This window comes from Klebsiella sp. PL-2018, from assembly GCF_019048985.1.
Lineage (GTDB): Bacteria > Pseudomonadota > Gammaproteobacteria > Enterobacterales > Enterobacteriaceae > Klebsiella > Klebsiella michiganensis.
In genome coordinates this window covers 2,050,000-2,066,313 of the sequence record NZ_CP077673.1, presented here as the reverse complement: position 1 = coordinate 2,066,313, position 16,314 = coordinate 2,050,000, and the positions used below count along the sequence as shown (strand labels likewise).

The following is a 16,314-nucleotide window of genomic DNA, read 5'->3' as shown; positions in this document are numbered from 1 at the left end:
TTTCGCCCACCGCATGTTACGTTTCTTCAACCTGCGCGCGGGTCTCGTCGGCCTGCGCTTTCGTTCGCGGATACTTCCACAGCCAGCGCCCGCTGACCATCCGGCAGTAAAACAAAACGCCGCGCACCGCCCAGTCAAGCACCATACCCAGCCAGACGCCGATCACCCCCATGCCCAGCACAATCCCCAGCGTGTAGCCCGCCACCACGCGACAGCCCCACATGCCGAGCATTGAGACCCACATGGTGTAACGCACGTCACGCGCCCCTTTAAAGGCGCACGGCAGCGTCCAGGCCATCGCCCAGATCGGCATAAAGAAGGCGTTCAGCCACAGCAGCTCTTTCACCACCACTTTGACGTCCTCTTCGCTGGTATAGAACGAGGCGATCAGGCCGGCAAGCGGCGCGGTTCCCCAGGCGATCGCCGTCAAAATGATGGTCGACAGCCAGAAGACGTGCCACGCCTGACGCTCCGCCTGAGCGATCTGCCCTTTTCCGAGGCGTCGGCCGGTGATAATAGTCGATGCTGAACCGAGCGCGTTCCCCGGCAGGTTGATCAGCGCGGCCACGGAGAAAGCGATAAAGTTACCGGCAATCACGTTGGTCCCCATCCCGGCAACAAACATCTGCGTCAGCAGCTTACCGCCGTTGAACAAAACCGATTCAATGCTGGCGGGGATCCCGATGCCCATCACTTCCCAGATAATGGCGAAGTTAAACGGCTTAAAATAGCTCTTCAGCGAAATGCGCAGCGCCGGGTTAAAACCGATCATTAGCACCCAAATGGTGGCCACCGCGCCAATGTAGCGGGCAATCGTTAATCCCAGCCCCGCCCCGACAAACCCCATGCCGGGCCACGAGAAAATGCCGTAAATCAGGATGCTGCTGATAATAATATTGAGGATATTCATCCCGCCGTTGATCAGCAGCGGAATTTTGGTGGTCCCGGCGCCGCGCAGCGCGCCGCTGCCGATCAGGGCAATTGCCGCCGCCGGATAGCTCAGCACCGTCAGCTCCAGATAGGTCAGCGCCAGACCCTTTACCTCTTCTGTCGCATCCCCGGCGACAAAATTAATGATTTCCGCGCCGAAGGCATGGATGACCGCCGCGAGAATAATCGAGAACAGGGTCATTATCGCCAGCGACTGGCGCGCTGCCGCCCTTGCCCGCCGCCGGTCCCGCTTACCCAGGCTAAAAGCCACCACCACGGTCGTACCGAGGTCGATGGCGGCAAAAAAGGACATGATCACCATATTGAAGCTGTCGGCCAGGCCTACGCCCGCCATGGCCTCTTTACCGAGCCAACTGACCAAAAAAGTACTCAACACGCCCATCAGCAATACGCAGGCGTTTTCCAGCAAAATGGGGACCGCAAGCGGGCTGATTTCACGCCAGTAGAGGACGCGATAGCTCTTGCGTTTTTTAAACCAGGACGTGCGTTCGACGGACTGGCGTAATGCGGCGGTGACGTTCAAGGGAGACCTTAGTGAGAAAAGTTGAAACTACATTTCAAATGATGATAGAGAAAAGCTAATCCTGCAAAGCATTTTTCCCGATAAATTGTCGATAATGGCGACAATTTGTTGATGGATGCGCCAGTTGAGCCTCGGACGGCGAATAGATGTTTGACAAAAGTTTTTTCGCCGCTAAGATACGACTCCACAACGATTCCTCTGTAGTTCAGTCGGTAGAACGGCGGACTGTTAATCCGTATGTCACTGGTTCGAGTCCAGTCAGAGGAGCCAATTTAAGGGAAGCAGACGTTCACTGACGTCTGCTTTCTGCATTTTTGTCAGTTGGTTATCCCTTCTTTCACGTTCATCCTCGTTCACTAAAAACCACTCGAAGCCATACCCATTTGCTGGTAAAAATGTTGGTAATGGTAGTTCGATTGCGTTTTTACCAACAAGCGAGGGATGCCGTTATGCCACTTACTGATACCAAAGTAAAAAACGCCAAGCCCCTTGATAAGGAATACAAGCTAACCGATGGCTTTGGTATGTTCCTTCGCGTTACCCCCAAGGGTTCTAAATATTGGCAAATGGCCTATCGTTTCGAAGGGAAGCAAAAACTTTTCTCTATCGGTGTTTACCCTGCTGTTTCACTTGCTGATGCAAGACAGCGCCGTGATGAAGCTAAAAGGCTTCTTGCTCAGGGTATTGACCCTAATGCAAAGAAACAGGCAGAGGTTAAAGAGCTGAAAGCCAAACGCGACAACACACGCTCTTTCAAGGCTGTGGCCAAAGCTTGGTTTTCTACCAAAAAGAAATGGTCAGAAGATTATCGTCATACCGTATTGAATCGCCTTGAAACCTATATCTTCCCGGATATTGGCAACCGAGACGTTACCGAGCTTGCCACTGGCGATCTGTTAGCCCCCATAAAAAAAGTAGAAGCCCTTGGCTATCTCGAAGTTGCTACACGAGTTAAGCAATACGTGACGTCCATTTTACGCTATGCCGTCCAACAGCAGCTTATCCGCTATAACCCGGCTTACGATCTGGAAGGTTCTATTCAGAAATCAGAAACTGAACACCGCCCTGCGCTGGAGCTTGAAGAGATCCCATTGCTACTTGAACGTATTGATGGCTACAAAGGCCGCAGACTGACCACACTGACGATTCAACTTAACCTGCTGGTGTTTGTTCGTTCCAGCGAGCTGCGTTTCGCCAGATGGTCAGAGATCGATTTCAAAAGCAAACTGTGGGTTATCCCCGAACAGCGGGAAGTCATCGATGGCGTGAAATATTCAGGTCGTGGCACCAAGATGAAGCGTAAGCATTTCATCCCTCTCTGCCGTCAGGCAATCGTGTTGCTGAAAGAAATTAAACAGCTCACCTATGAAGATGGCAATGATGAAGGATTTATCTTTACTGGCAGCTACGACAGCTTCAAGCCAATGAGTGAAAACACCATAAACAAGGCGCTACGTAAGATGGGTTACGATACCAAACACGACATTTGTGGTCATGGCTTCCGCACGCTGGCCTGTAGTGCTCTAATTGAGTCAGGTTTGTGGTCAGAAGACGCTGTAGAGCTTCAGATGAGTCATAAGGAAAGCAATAGCGTCCGTGCGGCTTATACCCACAAGGCCAAGCATCTTGACCAGCGCCGCTTAATGCTTCAGTGGTGGGCTGATTATCTCGATGCCAATCGAAATGATATGGTCAGACCGTTTGAGTTTGCACAGCGAATTTAACTTCGTTTATGCTAAGGGTGGCATTTGATTAGATCGCACATCAGCTTTGTGAGGACATATACCCGATACACAAAATATTATTATTGCATTGATATCATTTTTAGTTATAAGGAAATATTATGAGATTTTTGTCAATAGTCACCCCAACCCCCGAACAGCGTGCATTAGCGGGACAGAATCGACCGGGAGTAGAAGTCATTTATGGTTCAGCAGGGAGCGGTAAAACTACTACCGCCCTATTGAGATTAAAATCTTTATGCTACATGATCCAGACAAAGCATCGTCGAGAAAGTAATATAGAACCAATCAATATCTTAGTATTAACGTTTAACCGAACTTTATCTGGATATATTAAAAACTTAGTTTATAGTCAACTTGACCCCAGCATAAAAATAAATATTGAAATAAGTACATTTAGTCGGTGGGCGATCAACAAGTTACATAGCCGCCCCAATATATTCGATAAAATTGATGAAACCATTTATACATTAGCTAGAAACACAAATATATTATCCCCAGAATACGTAATAAAAGAGGTGGAATACTTACTAGGTAGATATCCACCTGAAAGCATTAATGATTATATACATACAGAAAGAACAGGCCGAGGAAATACGCCAAGAGTCGATAGAGAATTAAGGCAGCGAATTTTAAATGAGATAGTTAATCCCTATAAAAAAACACTATCGAATTATAGGAGTATTGATTGGAATGACCTTGCAGTGATGATGGGTAGAAATATCCCATCATTAGGTTATGAAATTATCATTGTTGATGAAACACAGGATTTTTCTGCAAATCAGCTTCGTGCAATCAAGCACCATCTCGCAGATTACCACACGATTACTTTTGTTACAGATACAATCCAACGTATATATGCAAGAGGATTTACATGGTCTGAGGCTGGTTTTGACGTCCGCCCAGAAAGAACACACAGACTAAAAATTAATTATAGAAATACCAAACAAATAGCAAAATTCGCAGCATCCTTTTTACGAGGAATAAATGTTGAAGACGATGGCTCAATTCCAAACTTACATGAAGCCATTACTGATGGTATTTTACCAGAAGTCATTTGTGGTATATATAGAAATCAAATTAGCTACGCGATAGATTTTATAAAAAGAAATATTGATTTAAATGTCGAAACTATTGCATTCTTACATCCGCTAGGAGGCGGCTTTTTTTCATTTTTAAGGACTAAACTTCATTCTAACAACTTAAGTTTTAGAGATATAACACGAGACTCAGATTGGTGCGATATGGATGCTAGTATAGCCTTATCAACATTTCACTCAGTTAAAGGATTAGAATTTGATTACGTATTCATTTTAGGGCTTAGTGATCAGACGACTACTTACTCTGAAGAAAACATTGATGACCAATTTTTGGTTTTAAGAAAATTATTAGCTATGGCAATAGCTAGGTCCCGGAAAGGTGTTTTTTTAGGCTATAAAAAAGGAGAAGAGTCTGACCTCTTGCAATTCCTTGAGGAAGGGACATACAAAGAGGTAAACCTATAATGATTAATTACAAGGGAAGAGGAATATCAGAAATATTACATTTCACAACTAATAGAGGATTATTAGGAACCTTAGTTAGCAAAAAGCTCCTATCAAGATATCGGCTTACAGATGATAAGTTATTACAGCATATACTATATCCAAATGCAGCCATTCGCCCTGAAATTTCAGAATATTTTGATAAAAAAGAAAACTGGATAGACTATGTAAACTTATCAATTTCTGAGATCAATAGAAGGTATTTTGATGTATCCAAGAGATGGCATAAAGATCAAAACATATGGTGGTCAATATTATCTTTTGACCCAATCATTATTACTCATGAAAATGTTTATTTCGCCACTACAAATAACTCCTATGCCCCATGCATACGGCAGTCAGGGAGTACTGGGTTCGATTCTCTTTTTGAACCAATCATAGAGAGAAAAACGGGATGGAAAGCTTTTCGTCGGAATCGGCCACTATGCTTGCCAACTTGCGAACAAGCTGAAGTCCTTTACCCTCAAGAACTTTCTACCAATTGGCTAAAACGCATCTATGTGATTGATGACGAAACACATGATATAGTTGGAGGATGGCTAGATGAATTTGAGTTTGATGGAATTGAGATCGTGATTTCTCCAGAAAAATTTGCGGGGATGCCAAATTGAAAACAATGAAAAATCAAATAGTTAAAGAGATTTCAACTCTCGAAAAAAGCATTATTAATTCATCATTATGGGCTGCTGCTGGCGACGCTCTAGGTTGGATAACAGAACTATCCCATGGGGAGAATGGCGTTAAACGTCGGATTGGTTCGGCCAGAGCAATCCAGACTCAACCTTGGGAACGAGTTATAGGCGGCAAAGGCGGCGTCAAAGCTAAATTACCTGCTGGTGCATATTCTGATGATACTCAGTTGAGACTTGCAGTTTCACGTTCAATACGTGAAGGTGGTTTTTTCGATGTGGAAAGTTTCGCGAAAATAGAACTTACTATATGGCCCAGTTATGCTTTAGGTGGTGGTCTAGGAACTAAAACTGCGGCCCAAAACTTATCGAAAAGAACAGTCTCTTGGTTTTCTAACTTTTTTGAAAACGGGAAACAAAATTATTTTACAAGCGGAGGAAATGGTGCAGCAATGCGCATTCAGCCTCATGTTTGGAGTTCGTTCAATAAAGATTATCAAGATAACTATTTATTAAATACACTAAGAGATTCTTTAGTTACTCATGGTCACCCCCATGGGTTTTGCGGTGCATTTTTTCATGCATTAGCTCTTTATGATACAATTGCGAATAAAAAAATACCGTCACCAAAAGATTGGCTTTCCTATGTAGAAAAATTATCTGACATTCCATATATTATTACCAATGACTCTCAGCTTAATACATTCTGGTTATCAGCATGGGAGGAAAATAATAAAACCTCATTATCTAACTCTATTGAAAAGATAAAAATTGAACTACTGAATGACATTGATAAGATATCAAAGTTGGTCGTAACTTCAAGTAATGAGTGCTACCATGAAATTCTAGATAGGTTAGGTTGCCTGACAAGTAAATTCCGTGGCTCTGGTATTAAAACTGCACTTGCTGCTTCAGCATTGGCCTATATGTATAAAGATATAGGTATCAAAGAAGCATTAATTTGTTCAGCAAATGAGCTAGATAGTGATACAGATACCATAGCAACAATGTGTGGTGCAATGCTGGGGGCAATATGCGATACCCACCCTGATTGGGCTATACAAGATATAGACTATATAATCACCGAAGCATTGCGCTTAATGAATATGGGAAATGGTAATGCTCAATATCAGGCATTTAATTATCCTGACATTAGCAACTGGACTCCCCCTGTTAACCAAATTGATGTCGTAGGTTTGCATAAAAATAATATAGCAATGATGGGTCTTGGTGAGTTAAGACCAGTTAACAATGAAGAATTTCATGCCAATAATGCTGTATGGCAATGGTTTTCATTACCTTTTGGTCAGACTATTCTGGTCAAACGGAGAAATATAATTAAATTAGAGTTAAATCCTGAGCAACTTCCTAAAGAAATAACAAATCAGTTTAGTGATTTTGAAAAAAGGTCACAAAAGCCAACTATTTCGTCTGAAGTAAAAAACTCTAAATCACAATATACATTACCTTTAAACAATTGTGACACACATATCAGAGATAATAGAATTGATACAAGTAACGAGAAGGACCCTCTCGACCAAGCAACTGATGATGTTATTAATTCTAATTTTGATGATTTGACTTTAGGTCGATTGTTAAATTCTTGCATAGATTCAACTCAATCTATACAAATGGCTGTAAGCTTCACAGCAATTATTGCCAAAGCTAAAATTGTTCGCCAACGTAGAAAGAATTGATTTTATGTAAGTTTTCAATCTTGCAACATCTGACGGATATATAACAAAGGGCCTTTCGGCCCTTTCTTATTTCCCGCTAAGGGAACTCTCCATTGGAGAGAATACATATCCCCATACTTGGGGCAACTAAATCAGCTCATTGGGCTGTAAACCACTCCCCATATATGGGGCAATCAGACACTTCATTGAAGTGAATGTTCTCAAGGAACACTTATTAAATATAATATTAAATATTGATTGTCAAATATATTTATCTATTTAAATTAAATATTATCACAAACGCTCACCCTGTATAAATTTAATTCTCCACAACAAACAGTCTGGAGGATCAAACCAAGTTCCTGACGCCTTATCTTTGTTATACCGTATGTTATATTTCTGAATATCAGGACAAGGTATATGACAACCAGAGAGTATTTTAAAAGGCTGCTATTAGCTGACCTCCTTTCCCCGTCGCTGTTTCCTATAAAAGAGCCAGAGATAGATAATAGCATTTTTATTTCTATCCTATTCACTCTGGATCGCTCGGCTCACAGCTTATTGGGGCGCTCGGAACATCAGCATAGGATAAAACACCTACCATTTAAATAAATCACAAGGTTATATATGTCAAGATAAAGCATCAAATTATATAGAAGTTTCTCACGGCTATAGACACTTCACTTCTGCCTCCCAACCATATCCTCAAGAAACCTTTTCCCTCGTAATTTTAATTTTGCTTTATCTTCAATGCTAATATTCGATAATTGCAATATCAGTCCTAATATTAACTCTTTATCCACCTCTTCTACTTTACAGCCAACAGCTTTAGCTACTTCTGCCCCTAAAATAATCTTCAGACGTGTCTCAGCACTCTTTGATAAGGATTTTTCTTTACTTTTAAGTCTATTCAAACGCATCTGTGCTGAAGCTATTTTTTGGTTAATTGTTTTTTCTGTTCGTGGTTTTCTGCTGTTATCATCCGTATTCATAATACTTTTCCTTTTAGTTGTTAAAAACATCAAATACAATTAAAAAAGGAAAAGGTCAAACCATAGGCAGAAGGTTAAATGCTCTCCATTTCGAATTCAACTACGCAGCTATTTAGTCTATTCAATAAATCAGGTTCATCAGATCCACCTGTTATTGATTTGTCATTATGATAAAACCCCAATAAAAATACTTTCGCCCATAATGGCACCTATTTTAATTTCCAAATATGGTCATTTACCTCCGTAATGCTTGCTTTTAGTACCTGTAAACAAATTTTGGCTGTATGTTCTCTCGGATTTAATTTATGCGATAGCTGTTGGTATGGATGTATATAGTTCCTAAAATCTCTGAGAGTATGACTGAATCGATATGTATCATACTCAATCAATCCTAACTCTCTGACTGTTTCAATAAAGGAAGACAATGACCATTCATGAAATTGTTTTATTTTTCCACTATTATCTTTAGGCGATGATTTTGTTGTATTGAACGATTTTGGATATTTCGAAGCAACACCCAGCAAAAAACCTTCCAATGTGCTTCCAGCAAGAAATATCACTGACAGATACGCGCCTGCCGGATAACAATTCTCAATTTCTTTGATTCTTCCCTTCAATACATCCGCCACAAATGGATCAATCAAATCAGAAGTAAATTCAACATTATTGAACTCTCGTCTCAAAAAATCATCTTCAGAATCCTTCCGTTGATTCTCAGTATCTACAACGATCTTATCCTTTTTCTCAAAAACAATCTCAGCATTTACCCGTTTAACCGTCCATTTATCAAATGCCATATATTTATTAAATTCAGTGATCAAGGAGTCTAATCGAGGTATATCGCCAACAAAATTAATTGGAGCAAACAATTTCTTGATACAACGATCTAACTGCGGACTACCATTTATCACGTTCAACTTTTCATCGGTATACATCCACCTTGACGGAAATCCCTGTCCATATATATCTTGAAAACCAAGATCATTAAAGAACTGAACAAGCTTTGGACCGGAACGATACTCCGTATCCTCATTGATCAAAACCCTCAGTTTTTCAAGCGTTTTCTCAGATAGAATCATGTTGGCATCCTTTCTACTCTAATAACATTAATAAATACCAGTTTACATAGAAAATCAACATCATTTGTAAAGCTGAACTGCTTGAAATGGTCCGTGGCGTTGAAAGAGGCGCAGTACTTCGTGATTGTTCAAAACAATCACATTGCTAGAACAGGGTTCATCCCTGTTAATGATAGGATTCATCCCGAAAAAATGGTGTTTTGGTTTGAAAAATGAGATATCAGTAAGCTCAAAATGAAATTTTGCAACACAAACGTGTGCAATTACTAACTTAAAATACCTGATACTCTCCGCGTTACTTATTTTATCAAAACAATGAAAACAATTTTACCTGTTGTTTTTAGACACTGATTTCTGGTCTTAACCTGTGAATTGTGCAACACATAAGAGTATCTGTTATTTTCACTGTTTTATCTAAATCCTACTTTCCCGCCTTACGGCGGGAGACTAATTTAACTACTTTTGCCCTTACGGGCGCTATCTAAAACCCCAATATTCAATATTATTATTCTACCTCAACCGTTTATCCGATTCTAGCCCTGTTAATTTCACAGGCATTGAAACTAGCGTTATTATTAATAATATAGAAAAACTTAAAACATTGTCGTTATTTTTTAGCTCCTTTAGGAGATATAAAAATAAAGCAATGCCCACCTATACACTGCTACGCAGCGTGTGGGGTCTACCGACGGTTGCCTGCCGCAGGCTAACACCGTTTCCTTCGGAAACAAGGTCAACGTCAACACCAGAGTTTTTCTTGCGAAAAACTAAAACCAGCATAGTCGCATCGGAGATTTATATTTTGGTTTGATATTTAAATTTATTTTGAGGTTCTTTTTATTGTATGGCTATTTTTCATCTTGATTTTAAAATTGTGAAACGAAGTGAGGGCAAATCTTCCGTTGCGAAAGCTGCCTATCATGCTCGTTGCAGAATCACAGATGAAAGAACAGGTGATACCTATGATTATAGTCGCCGTACTGATTTGTATGGGCATTTCATATTAGCACCTGTTAATGCTCCAGAACATATTGTTAAAGATTCTACAGCATTGTGGAATGAAGTTGAACGGGTCGAGCGTCAGCAAAATGGTCAAACAGCTCGTTATTTCGATGTTGCTATTCCTGCCGAGTTAAACAATGACGACAAGAAAAAACTTGTCCTTGAGTATTGTCAGAAAAATTTCGTTGATAAAGGCATGATTGCTGATATCGCTTTCCATGATCTCGATAGCGACAACCCACATGCTCACGTTATGTTGACGTTAAAAACCATTGGCCCGGAAGGGTTTGGTAAAAAAGAAAGAAGCTGGAATGACAGAAAAATGTCTGTGTTGTGGCGCGAATCATGGGCATCTATGGCGAACAGCTACCTTGCTGCTGCTGGTTCGTCAGAACGTATTGATCATCGTTCCCTTCAGGCCCAGCACGAAGAGGCATTAGAAAAAGCGGCGGCTACTCTGGACAATGAAGAACAAGCGCTATGGCTTGCTAAGGCCGCTGAAACAAACCGTCCTCCAATGAAACGTATCCACAGTGCTAAATGGCGTAATAAAGCAGCTCAGGAGCAAAGAGCCGCAGAACAGGCTGTTCGTGATGCTGCCAAGCAAGAGGCAGTTGAAGTCTACAAAACATTCAGGGAACTTGATCTTGAAATCGTCGTTGATGTCAGAAGCTTTACGATTACACATCTTGCTGAACCAGAAGAGATTGTATTACCTGAAACACACTCCGGCTCTTCTACTGATGAGAATCAAAGACCTGTATTGGTAGCACCAACTCCTCATACTCGTATGCGTGGCGTTAAATCTTACCGTGATAAAACAAAAGTCAGTAAGATCGTTGCTGGTAAGAAACCATCAGTCAGTATTTCTGATTCTGGAACAAATACTATCCTGAAAACATCCTCCTCTAAAAACCAAAACAGGGCATCCAGAAGCGCCCCTGAACGTGTTAAGAGGAAACAGACTACTCCACGTCAGGATAATATTTTTAAACGCTTCACAACTCTTGTCATAGATTTTTTCAAGCAGAAGTTTGTATGGGCTAAAGCAAACAAATCCCAAAATGATCTTATCAGTGAAGAACATGATAAACGTATTGCTGAAAACTATGTCTTTGATGAGGTATTAGGCCGTTCTATTCCTCGCACTGAATATGAGAAAAAAGCCAAGTTTAACCAAGATGACTATAAACCAACACCGGATGAGATCAGCCGTTTCCCAAACCGCCCTAAGAACGAACAGCCGGAAAGCGATCATCGCATGGATCTCATACCACATGCCAGCAAAGATAAAGCCCCACGTATGAGGCCACCGGGATATAGAAAATAAAAGGCCAGATTTATGCCAATGAATTTCAATAAGAAACATCAAAGCCGATTTCCATCGGCTTTATTAAGTAATATAAATATATTTTACCAATCTTCTCTTTCTTTTTTCTCAAGAGCATCCCGATAACGCTGCTGCTCAACAATACTCAGATTGGGATCAGACAGAACACTCCGCCCCTTTACAGCAATATCGTAGTCAATTTGAGATTGTGTTTCATACTCTTTGGTCGGTTTAGAATAATCAGGTTGCGATGCAGATGACGGTGCAGAATAACCAGAATATGTTTTACTTCCAGAGCAACCGATATAAGCCAACAGACTGGCAAACAGGAAGAACAACGTCCACACCACATTGTATCCATTAAGCGTATATCCACCTCCATTCACATCTGAAAACACGCCATTAAATCTGACAGCATAGACAATAAGGAATGATGAGAGGATAACAGCCCTGCTTTTCCCGACAGTTAAATGCTTACGCACAAATTTTACCGTTGGTACTAACGTGACCGCAAACAGCACTATTGCAGCTAACACCAGCCATACTGGAAACAGCCCGTATTTTTGCGTGATATTCTGCGATAGCGTCACAAGGGACAGCACCAAGAAAGCGTTAAGTAGAAAAAGTCTGATCGCAATAGATATCTTCAAGTTCTTTTGAGTCTGACGGAGAAACAACACAGGAACCAGTGATGGTATGTTCAACAGCAGTCCCATGAATATCACCCAATAGATAGAGTTCATAGCTTTTCCTGTAATTACCTTGTGGCCCAGCCGTTATTGGTTTTCACCAGAATAATTTTTGCTTCTTCTGATTCTGACACTCCTTTCACGCTGGAGAAAGCATCTTTATCAACCCAGCTTGGAATATCTGAGAGTTTCCATGTATATGATACCCGTGTTACTTTTTGACCACCAGCATCGCTGGGTTCAGTCCACTCTTTTATTTCATCCACTGTTCTAGTACCTACGCAAGCCCCATGCTCCTTATCCCAAAATTTCGCTTTAGCACCTTTATCTGTTGCTGATAAGGTTGCAACACGGGTAAACCCTTGTTGTTCGAATTCAATATCGATTAAGCCCGATTTTTTAAGTCCTTCCAAGATAGGACTCACATCATTTCCTCGAACATTAACTCTGACGAAAACTCCGGGTTCGCTGAAGCTTTCATAAGCATCACTGTTATTTTCTTTTGTATTAAGTGAATAACAAACAGGCTCCTTACTGATTTCTTTATTTATCGTTTTCTCAAAATCTCCCTTATCTCCACAACCGACAAGCAAAATAGCCCCCACGGCCACTAACGATATTTTATGCATTTTATTAACCCTGAATTAATGATTGATAGTGCCATTTCTCAGAACAACCAGACGAACTGGCATATCGGCATTGTTGACGGTAGCGAAGCCACGAACTTCGAAGTTGTTGACTGTTCCAGTGACACTGACTTTCTGACCTTTTTTGTAAGTCAGAACCGCATCATCAAGGCCAGAATAGTAATCAATCCAGACCATACCACCACAATAGCTTGTATCGGCTGTTTTGAATAGCAGGTAATAGTTAGGGGTTGACATGGGCATTCCCGTCATCATATCGCTGGCACTTCTGCCCTTCGTAACCTCGAGAACAGTGGCATTGGTTATAGAGATCCTTTTGCCGGTCCATTTTTTTTCTGCTGCCATCGCATTTTCTTCATAGTCTTTGCAAACAGCACCAAGACCAGATACAGATGATACCGGGCCAAGACTTTGGGGGGGGGCGGTTCCCCCCAGTGCTTTGTTTACTGATGACAACGAAGAATTGATTGCTCCATTAACTGCATTCACGCCATCGTTGAGCTGCTGGCAGCCAGAAAGAAACATCAGAGAGACCGCCAGTGGTAATAAGGTATGTCCTTTCATTTATTCCTCAAGGATTTAGTCAGATTTGTATACCCCAATCCCGGCACACTGTCCTACAGATCAGAAGTTATCGTCTAATCAATTGATAGAATTGAATTATTTTTAGTGTTCGTCACATCGTTTAAATCGATCGATACAAAACAAATGATAGTCATAGACTATCATAACCACCATATCGATCGACTAAATCAATTAAAAAACCGATCGATAAATCACTTTCAATCGTTAATGTCTATCAATATGAATTTATCGATCGATTTTACAGATCATTTTGCTTGAGTATGTTGGCACTGGCGGCTATGCTGGGCTGAGATAAAGCAGTAAAACAGAGAGGGATGAGCATGGAAAACAACAACGAGCGAAGCTCTATGGAAATCTTCGAAAAAGATCAAAAAATCGCTTTTGTTGACTCGTTCAGCGATGCTGCTTTGTCTTACGAATACGAACAGGCGGGCTTCACCATTAATTTAATGCAACGCTCGGTTCTTCTCTTTAACCATAATATAAAGAAAAACGTAACTGCCAAGCAGTTGCGTAAAAATAATATAAAGAATAACGTAATGTCTTCGACATTGCGTAAAAATATGAACAGCACATTTATATATTCATATAACAACGTCAGGGAAATCAACTACTCGCTGCCTGATTGCAGATCCGATGATGCCGAGAACTGTATTATGATTGATGATGTATTAAATCCAGTCTGGACGTTCAGGGTTCCATCTTACGCACATTATATTTGCGAGCAATGGGTGGAAGTATTTAATAACCATATTTTCTTTGACCCATAAACAAAGTATTAAGCAAAAGGAAAATAAATATCTGACTAATGATATTAATTAATAGAATTATTTGCTTTTTAGCAAATTAATGTTTAATTATATACACATAGAATAATTGATATCGAGGTATATTTATGTCTGGGAAAAATCCTTTTTGGAATTATGATTATAATGCGGCGCAACGTAATAGAGAAATTGTAGACTCTTACCAACATGCAAATGAGGCAAGGCTGGATTCTCAACAGGCGCAGTTTGAAGCGTCTATGGCTAATGACAGGGTTAGCAGAATACAGATGCAGTTGAATAACACAATCAATAGCCATAAGAAGGTTGTGGCTGATTATGAGCAACGTCTTGAAGAATATAAACAAAATTTCTTTCGTGTAGCTTTACATAAAAACATTCTCTTCAGAACGGTTCGCAGACTTCAGGAGGAATGGCCGGATAAAAATGAATTCATCCTTGATGAAATGCAAAGACAAAGAATTTTGTGTAATCAGCAGGACTATAGAGAAAGATGGTGGAATGCCATAAAAGATAATAATCTTGCTGACGATTATCTTGAGTTTCCATTTCCTAATAGAGAGATAAAAAACAAACCATAATAAGTAATTAACTATTCGTTCATAACATTATATTTATTTTAATAAGACACTAACCTGCTGTGTCTCCTAAAAACACGCCTATACATCAACCATCCATTTTATGGAATACTCATCATGACAACTACTTTGCATCCAAATTACGTTGTTGTATCAAAGCTAATATCTAAGTTTGACATTACACATGATAGTAGAGATGAGAATATTAATATCTTGATTTCTGTCATTTATGACTTGGATAACGGCAATACAATCGAATACTACATTAATAATCAGGAAGAGGCCGAGAAAAAATGCATTGAGAAAAACAGATTTTCAAGGAAATTTAAAAACCGCATTGATAATATATCACCTGAAGAAATCCGCTCGGCTAAAGATAATCACAAACCCAAATAATAAATTTGAACTCAGGATGGAACTAATGTCTATACCGTATAATGTATTGATTTTGTGCACAGGAACGATTAAAACTATGATGTTATTGCTTGTATTCTTTACCACAAACATTAGGGAAATCGCATGTCTGATGCTTTAAAGATCATCAACAATATTCGTACTCTCCGTGCTCAGGCTCGTGAACTGACACTCGAAACCTTGGAAGAGATGTTAGAAAAACTCACTATCGTTGTAGAAGAACGTCGTGAAGAAGAGGCCTCATTTCTAAAACAGCAGGAAGAGAAACAGGCCAAGCTGGAAGCATTCCGTCAGAAGTTGTTGGAAGATGGCATAGACCCGGCAGAGTTGCTTTCAACTGTTAGCCCATCTTCTTCCAAGACAGGAGCGAAACGCGCCCCACGTCCAGCTAAGTATAAATATGTTGATACCGATGGTTCGGAAAAGACGTGGACAGGTCAGGGCCGAACTCCTCGTGCTATCGCTGCTGCGCTCGAAGCCGGTAAGACACTGGAAGATTTCGAGATCAAGTAATCTTCATACCATATGTCTACCAAATCCGCTCATTTTTCTTGGGCGGGTTTGTTGAACCAACCTACAGGGATTAACATGCCAATAAAAGAGTTCTTAATTATGAAATCAAAAGCCTTTATTAACTTCATGCGCACTGAACTAAAACAAACATTTACAACTTCTCCTTGCGAAAATAAATTAAGAAAGGCTATTTTTATTTTTTCTTTATTAAATGCCTTAAATATCATAGGTTATTATATCCTCACATATAGTATGCAAATCCTGTTCCTGTTGCCTATTATTTGGGGAGGGTTATTAGCACACGGGACTTACAAACGCTATGGAGATTTGCTTAGATCTGGTTCTGATTGTGCTCTTTTTCTGGTGGCTACTATTACATCAGCATATCTCGTCATTAACACAGCAAGTGATGATGTCGATTTTTTTGAAAAGCATATGATAAATGGATTAGGTTTTTTGATTACATATGTTTTTGCTGTAGCTGCATCCGTTCGTTTTTATATCAGTGCAATAGATTTATATAATAGCTTTATTTCTTTTAAAAAATCAAAAGAAAAATGAAATCACTCATCCTTAGAGTCCATATCTGCCCTGAGGATGATATACCAAAATACATGTATAAAGATAAACAATAA

Annotated in this window: 17 protein-coding genes and 1 tRNA gene; 11 read left to right on the top strand and 7 right to left on the bottom strand. The window is 40.3% G+C overall.

What is annotated here, in order from left to right:
• Positions 1–16: 16 nt before the first annotated feature.
• Positions 17–1,474, bottom strand: coding sequence for an EmmdR/YeeO family multidrug/toxin efflux MATE transporter (locus tag MKleb_RS09515; RefSeq protein WP_025106072.1), 1,458 nt, complete (start codon positions 1,472–1,474; stop codon positions 17–19).
• 8 nt (positions 1,475–1,482) lie between these two features.
• The gene (locus MKleb_RS30295; RefSeq protein ID WP_219538927.1) at positions 1,483–1,662 is read right to left on the bottom strand and encodes a DUF5951 family protein; all 180 of its coding nucleotides are present in this window, start codon (positions 1,660–1,662) and stop codon (positions 1,483–1,485) included.
• A 6-nt stretch (positions 1,663–1,668) separates the two neighbouring features.
• Here MKleb_RS30295 and MKleb_RS09510 point away from each other — a divergent pair.
• The 5 genes from MKleb_RS09510 (at position 1,669) to MKleb_RS09490 (ending at position 7,086) form a co-directional block, all read left to right on the top strand.
• A tRNA-Asn gene (locus MKleb_RS09510) sits at positions 1,669–1,744 on the top strand.
• A 179-nt stretch (positions 1,745–1,923) separates the two neighbouring features.
• Positions 1,924–3,198 (top strand): tyrosine-type recombinase/integrase, encoded by a 1,275-nt coding sequence (locus MKleb_RS09505; RefSeq protein WP_070612287.1) that lies wholly within the window; start codon positions 1,924–1,926, stop codon positions 3,196–3,198.
• 119 nt (positions 3,199–3,317) lie between these two features.
• A complete protein-coding gene (locus MKleb_RS09500) occupies positions 3,318–4,721 on the top strand; it encodes a UvrD-helicase domain-containing protein (protein WP_217076610.1) in 1,404 nt (467 codons plus the stop codon).
• Positions 4,721–5,371, top strand: coding sequence for a DarT ssDNA thymidine ADP-ribosyltransferase family protein (locus MKleb_RS09495; RefSeq protein ID WP_077270048.1), 651 nt, complete (start codon positions 4,721–4,723; stop codon positions 5,369–5,371). The genes MKleb_RS09500 and MKleb_RS09495 overlap by 1 nt, the downstream gene beginning before the upstream one ends.
• A 5-nt stretch (positions 5,372–5,376) precedes the next feature.
• On the top strand, positions 5,377–7,086 hold the full coding sequence (locus MKleb_RS09490) for an ADP-ribosylglycohydrolase family protein (protein WP_228740802.1): 1,710 nt from the start codon (positions 5,377–5,379) through the stop codon (positions 7,084–7,086).
• 659 nt (positions 7,087–7,745) lie between these two features.
• Here the strand turns inward: MKleb_RS09490 and MKleb_RS09485 are convergent.
• Together MKleb_RS09485 and MKleb_RS09480 are read right to left on the bottom strand one after the other, a co-directional pair.
• Positions 7,746–8,057, bottom strand: coding sequence for a conjugal transfer protein TraD (locus tag MKleb_RS09485; RefSeq protein ID WP_048264286.1), 312 nt, complete (start codon positions 8,055–8,057; stop codon positions 7,746–7,748).
• Positions 8,058–8,266: 209 nt separating this feature from the next.
• A complete protein-coding gene (locus MKleb_RS09480) occupies positions 8,267–9,136 on the bottom strand; it encodes a hypothetical protein (protein ID WP_217076608.1) in 870 nt (289 codons plus the stop codon).
• Positions 9,137–9,980: 844 nt separating this feature from the next.
• On the opposite strand from MKleb_RS09480, the gene mobQ reads away from it, so the two are divergent.
• Positions 9,981–11,468, top strand: coding sequence for a MobQ family relaxase (gene mobQ, locus MKleb_RS09475; protein ID WP_217076607.1), 1,488 nt, complete (start codon positions 9,981–9,983; stop codon positions 11,466–11,468).
• An 83-nt stretch (positions 11,469–11,551) separates the two neighbouring features.
• Here mobQ and MKleb_RS09470 read toward each other — a convergent pair whose 3' ends face one another.
• Genes MKleb_RS09470 through MKleb_RS09460 form a run of 3 tightly spaced genes read right to left on the bottom strand, consistent with a single transcriptional unit; the run spans position 11,552 to position 13,368 of the window.
• Entirely contained in the window at positions 11,552–12,211 is a 660-nt protein-coding gene (locus MKleb_RS09470; RefSeq protein WP_217076606.1) for a hypothetical protein, read from the bottom strand.
• A 14-nt stretch (positions 12,212–12,225) separates the two neighbouring features.
• Positions 12,226–12,786, bottom strand: a complete 561-nt coding sequence (locus tag MKleb_RS09465) for a DNA-directed RNA polymerase subunit beta (protein WP_217076604.1) — start codon at positions 12,784–12,786, stop codon at positions 12,226–12,228.
• A 15-nt stretch (positions 12,787–12,801) separates the two neighbouring features.
• Positions 12,802–13,368 (bottom strand): hypothetical protein, encoded by a 567-nt coding sequence (locus MKleb_RS09460; RefSeq protein WP_217076602.1) that lies wholly within the window; start codon positions 13,366–13,368, stop codon positions 12,802–12,804.
• 341 nt (positions 13,369–13,709) lie between these two features.
• Between MKleb_RS09460 and MKleb_RS09455 the strand changes: the two genes are divergently transcribed.
• From MKleb_RS09455 to MKleb_RS09435, 5 genes are all read left to right on the top strand, one after another.
• Entirely contained in the window at positions 13,710–14,159 is a 450-nt protein-coding gene (locus MKleb_RS09455) for a hypothetical protein (protein WP_217076601.1), read from the top strand.
• Between the two features lie 125 nt (positions 14,160–14,284).
• Positions 14,285–14,755, top strand: coding sequence for a hypothetical protein (locus MKleb_RS09450; RefSeq protein ID WP_217076600.1), 471 nt, complete (start codon positions 14,285–14,287; stop codon positions 14,753–14,755).
• A gap of 114 nt (positions 14,756–14,869) precedes the next feature.
• Positions 14,870–15,148 carry a hypothetical protein gene (locus MKleb_RS29890; RefSeq protein ID WP_000214010.1) on the top strand — a complete coding sequence of 93 codons (279 nt, stop codon included), beginning with the start codon at positions 14,870–14,872 and terminating at the stop codon, positions 15,146–15,148.
• Between the two features lie 123 nt (positions 15,149–15,271).
• On the top strand, positions 15,272–15,679 hold the full coding sequence (locus MKleb_RS09440) for an H-NS family histone-like protein (RefSeq protein WP_001278198.1): 408 nt from the start codon (positions 15,272–15,274) through the stop codon (positions 15,677–15,679).
• 12 nt (positions 15,680–15,691) lie between these two features.
• Positions 15,692–16,240, top strand: coding sequence for a hypothetical protein (locus MKleb_RS09435; RefSeq protein ID WP_217076599.1), 549 nt, complete (start codon positions 15,692–15,694; stop codon positions 16,238–16,240).
• Positions 16,241–16,314 lie beyond the last annotated feature (74 nt).

Bases quoted from the DNA above. Each gene is read 5' to 3' on its own strand.
- MKleb_RS09500 (WP_217076610.1), top strand. From the start codon at position 3,318: ATGAGATTTTTGTCAATAGTCACCCCAACCCCCGAACAGCGTGCATTA.
- MKleb_RS29890 (WP_000214010.1), top strand. From the start codon at position 14,870: ATGACAACTACTTTGCATCCAAATTACGTTGTTGTATCAAAGCTAATA.
- MKleb_RS09455 (WP_217076601.1), top strand. From the start codon at position 13,710: ATGGAAAACAACAACGAGCGAAGCTCTATGGAAATCTTCGAAAAAGAT.
- MKleb_RS09495 (WP_077270048.1), top strand. From the start codon at position 4,721: ATGATTAATTACAAGGGAAGAGGAATATCAGAAATATTACATTTCACA.
- MKleb_RS09440 (WP_001278198.1), top strand. From the start codon at position 15,272: ATGTCTGATGCTTTAAAGATCATCAACAATATTCGTACTCTCCGTGCT.
- MKleb_RS09490 (WP_228740802.1), top strand. From the start codon at position 5,377: ATGAAAAATCAAATAGTTAAAGAGATTTCAACTCTCGAAAAAAGCATT.
- MKleb_RS09465 (WP_217076604.1), bottom strand. From the start codon at position 12,786: ATGCATAAAATATCGTTAGTGGCCGTGGGGGCTATTTTGCTTGTCGGT.
- MKleb_RS09470 (WP_217076606.1), bottom strand. From the start codon at position 12,211: ATGAACTCTATCTATTGGGTGATATTCATGGGACTGCTGTTGAACATA.
- mobQ (WP_217076607.1), top strand. From the start codon at position 9,981: ATGGCTATTTTTCATCTTGATTTTAAAATTGTGAAACGAAGTGAGGGC.
- MKleb_RS09450 (WP_217076600.1), top strand. From the start codon at position 14,285: ATGTCTGGGAAAAATCCTTTTTGGAATTATGATTATAATGCGGCGCAA.
- MKleb_RS09480 (WP_217076608.1), bottom strand. From the start codon at position 9,136: ATGATTCTATCTGAGAAAACGCTTGAAAAACTGAGGGTTTTGATCAAT.
- MKleb_RS09485 (WP_048264286.1), bottom strand. From the start codon at position 8,057: ATGAATACGGATGATAACAGCAGAAAACCACGAACAGAAAAAACAATT.
- MKleb_RS09460 (WP_217076602.1), bottom strand. From the start codon at position 13,368: ATGAAAGGACATACCTTATTACCACTGGCGGTCTCTCTGATGTTTCTT.
- MKleb_RS09435 (WP_217076599.1), top strand. From the start codon at position 15,692: ATGTCTACCAAATCCGCTCATTTTTCTTGGGCGGGTTTGTTGAACCAA.
- MKleb_RS09505 (WP_070612287.1), top strand. From the start codon at position 1,924: ATGCCACTTACTGATACCAAAGTAAAAAACGCCAAGCCCCTTGATAAG.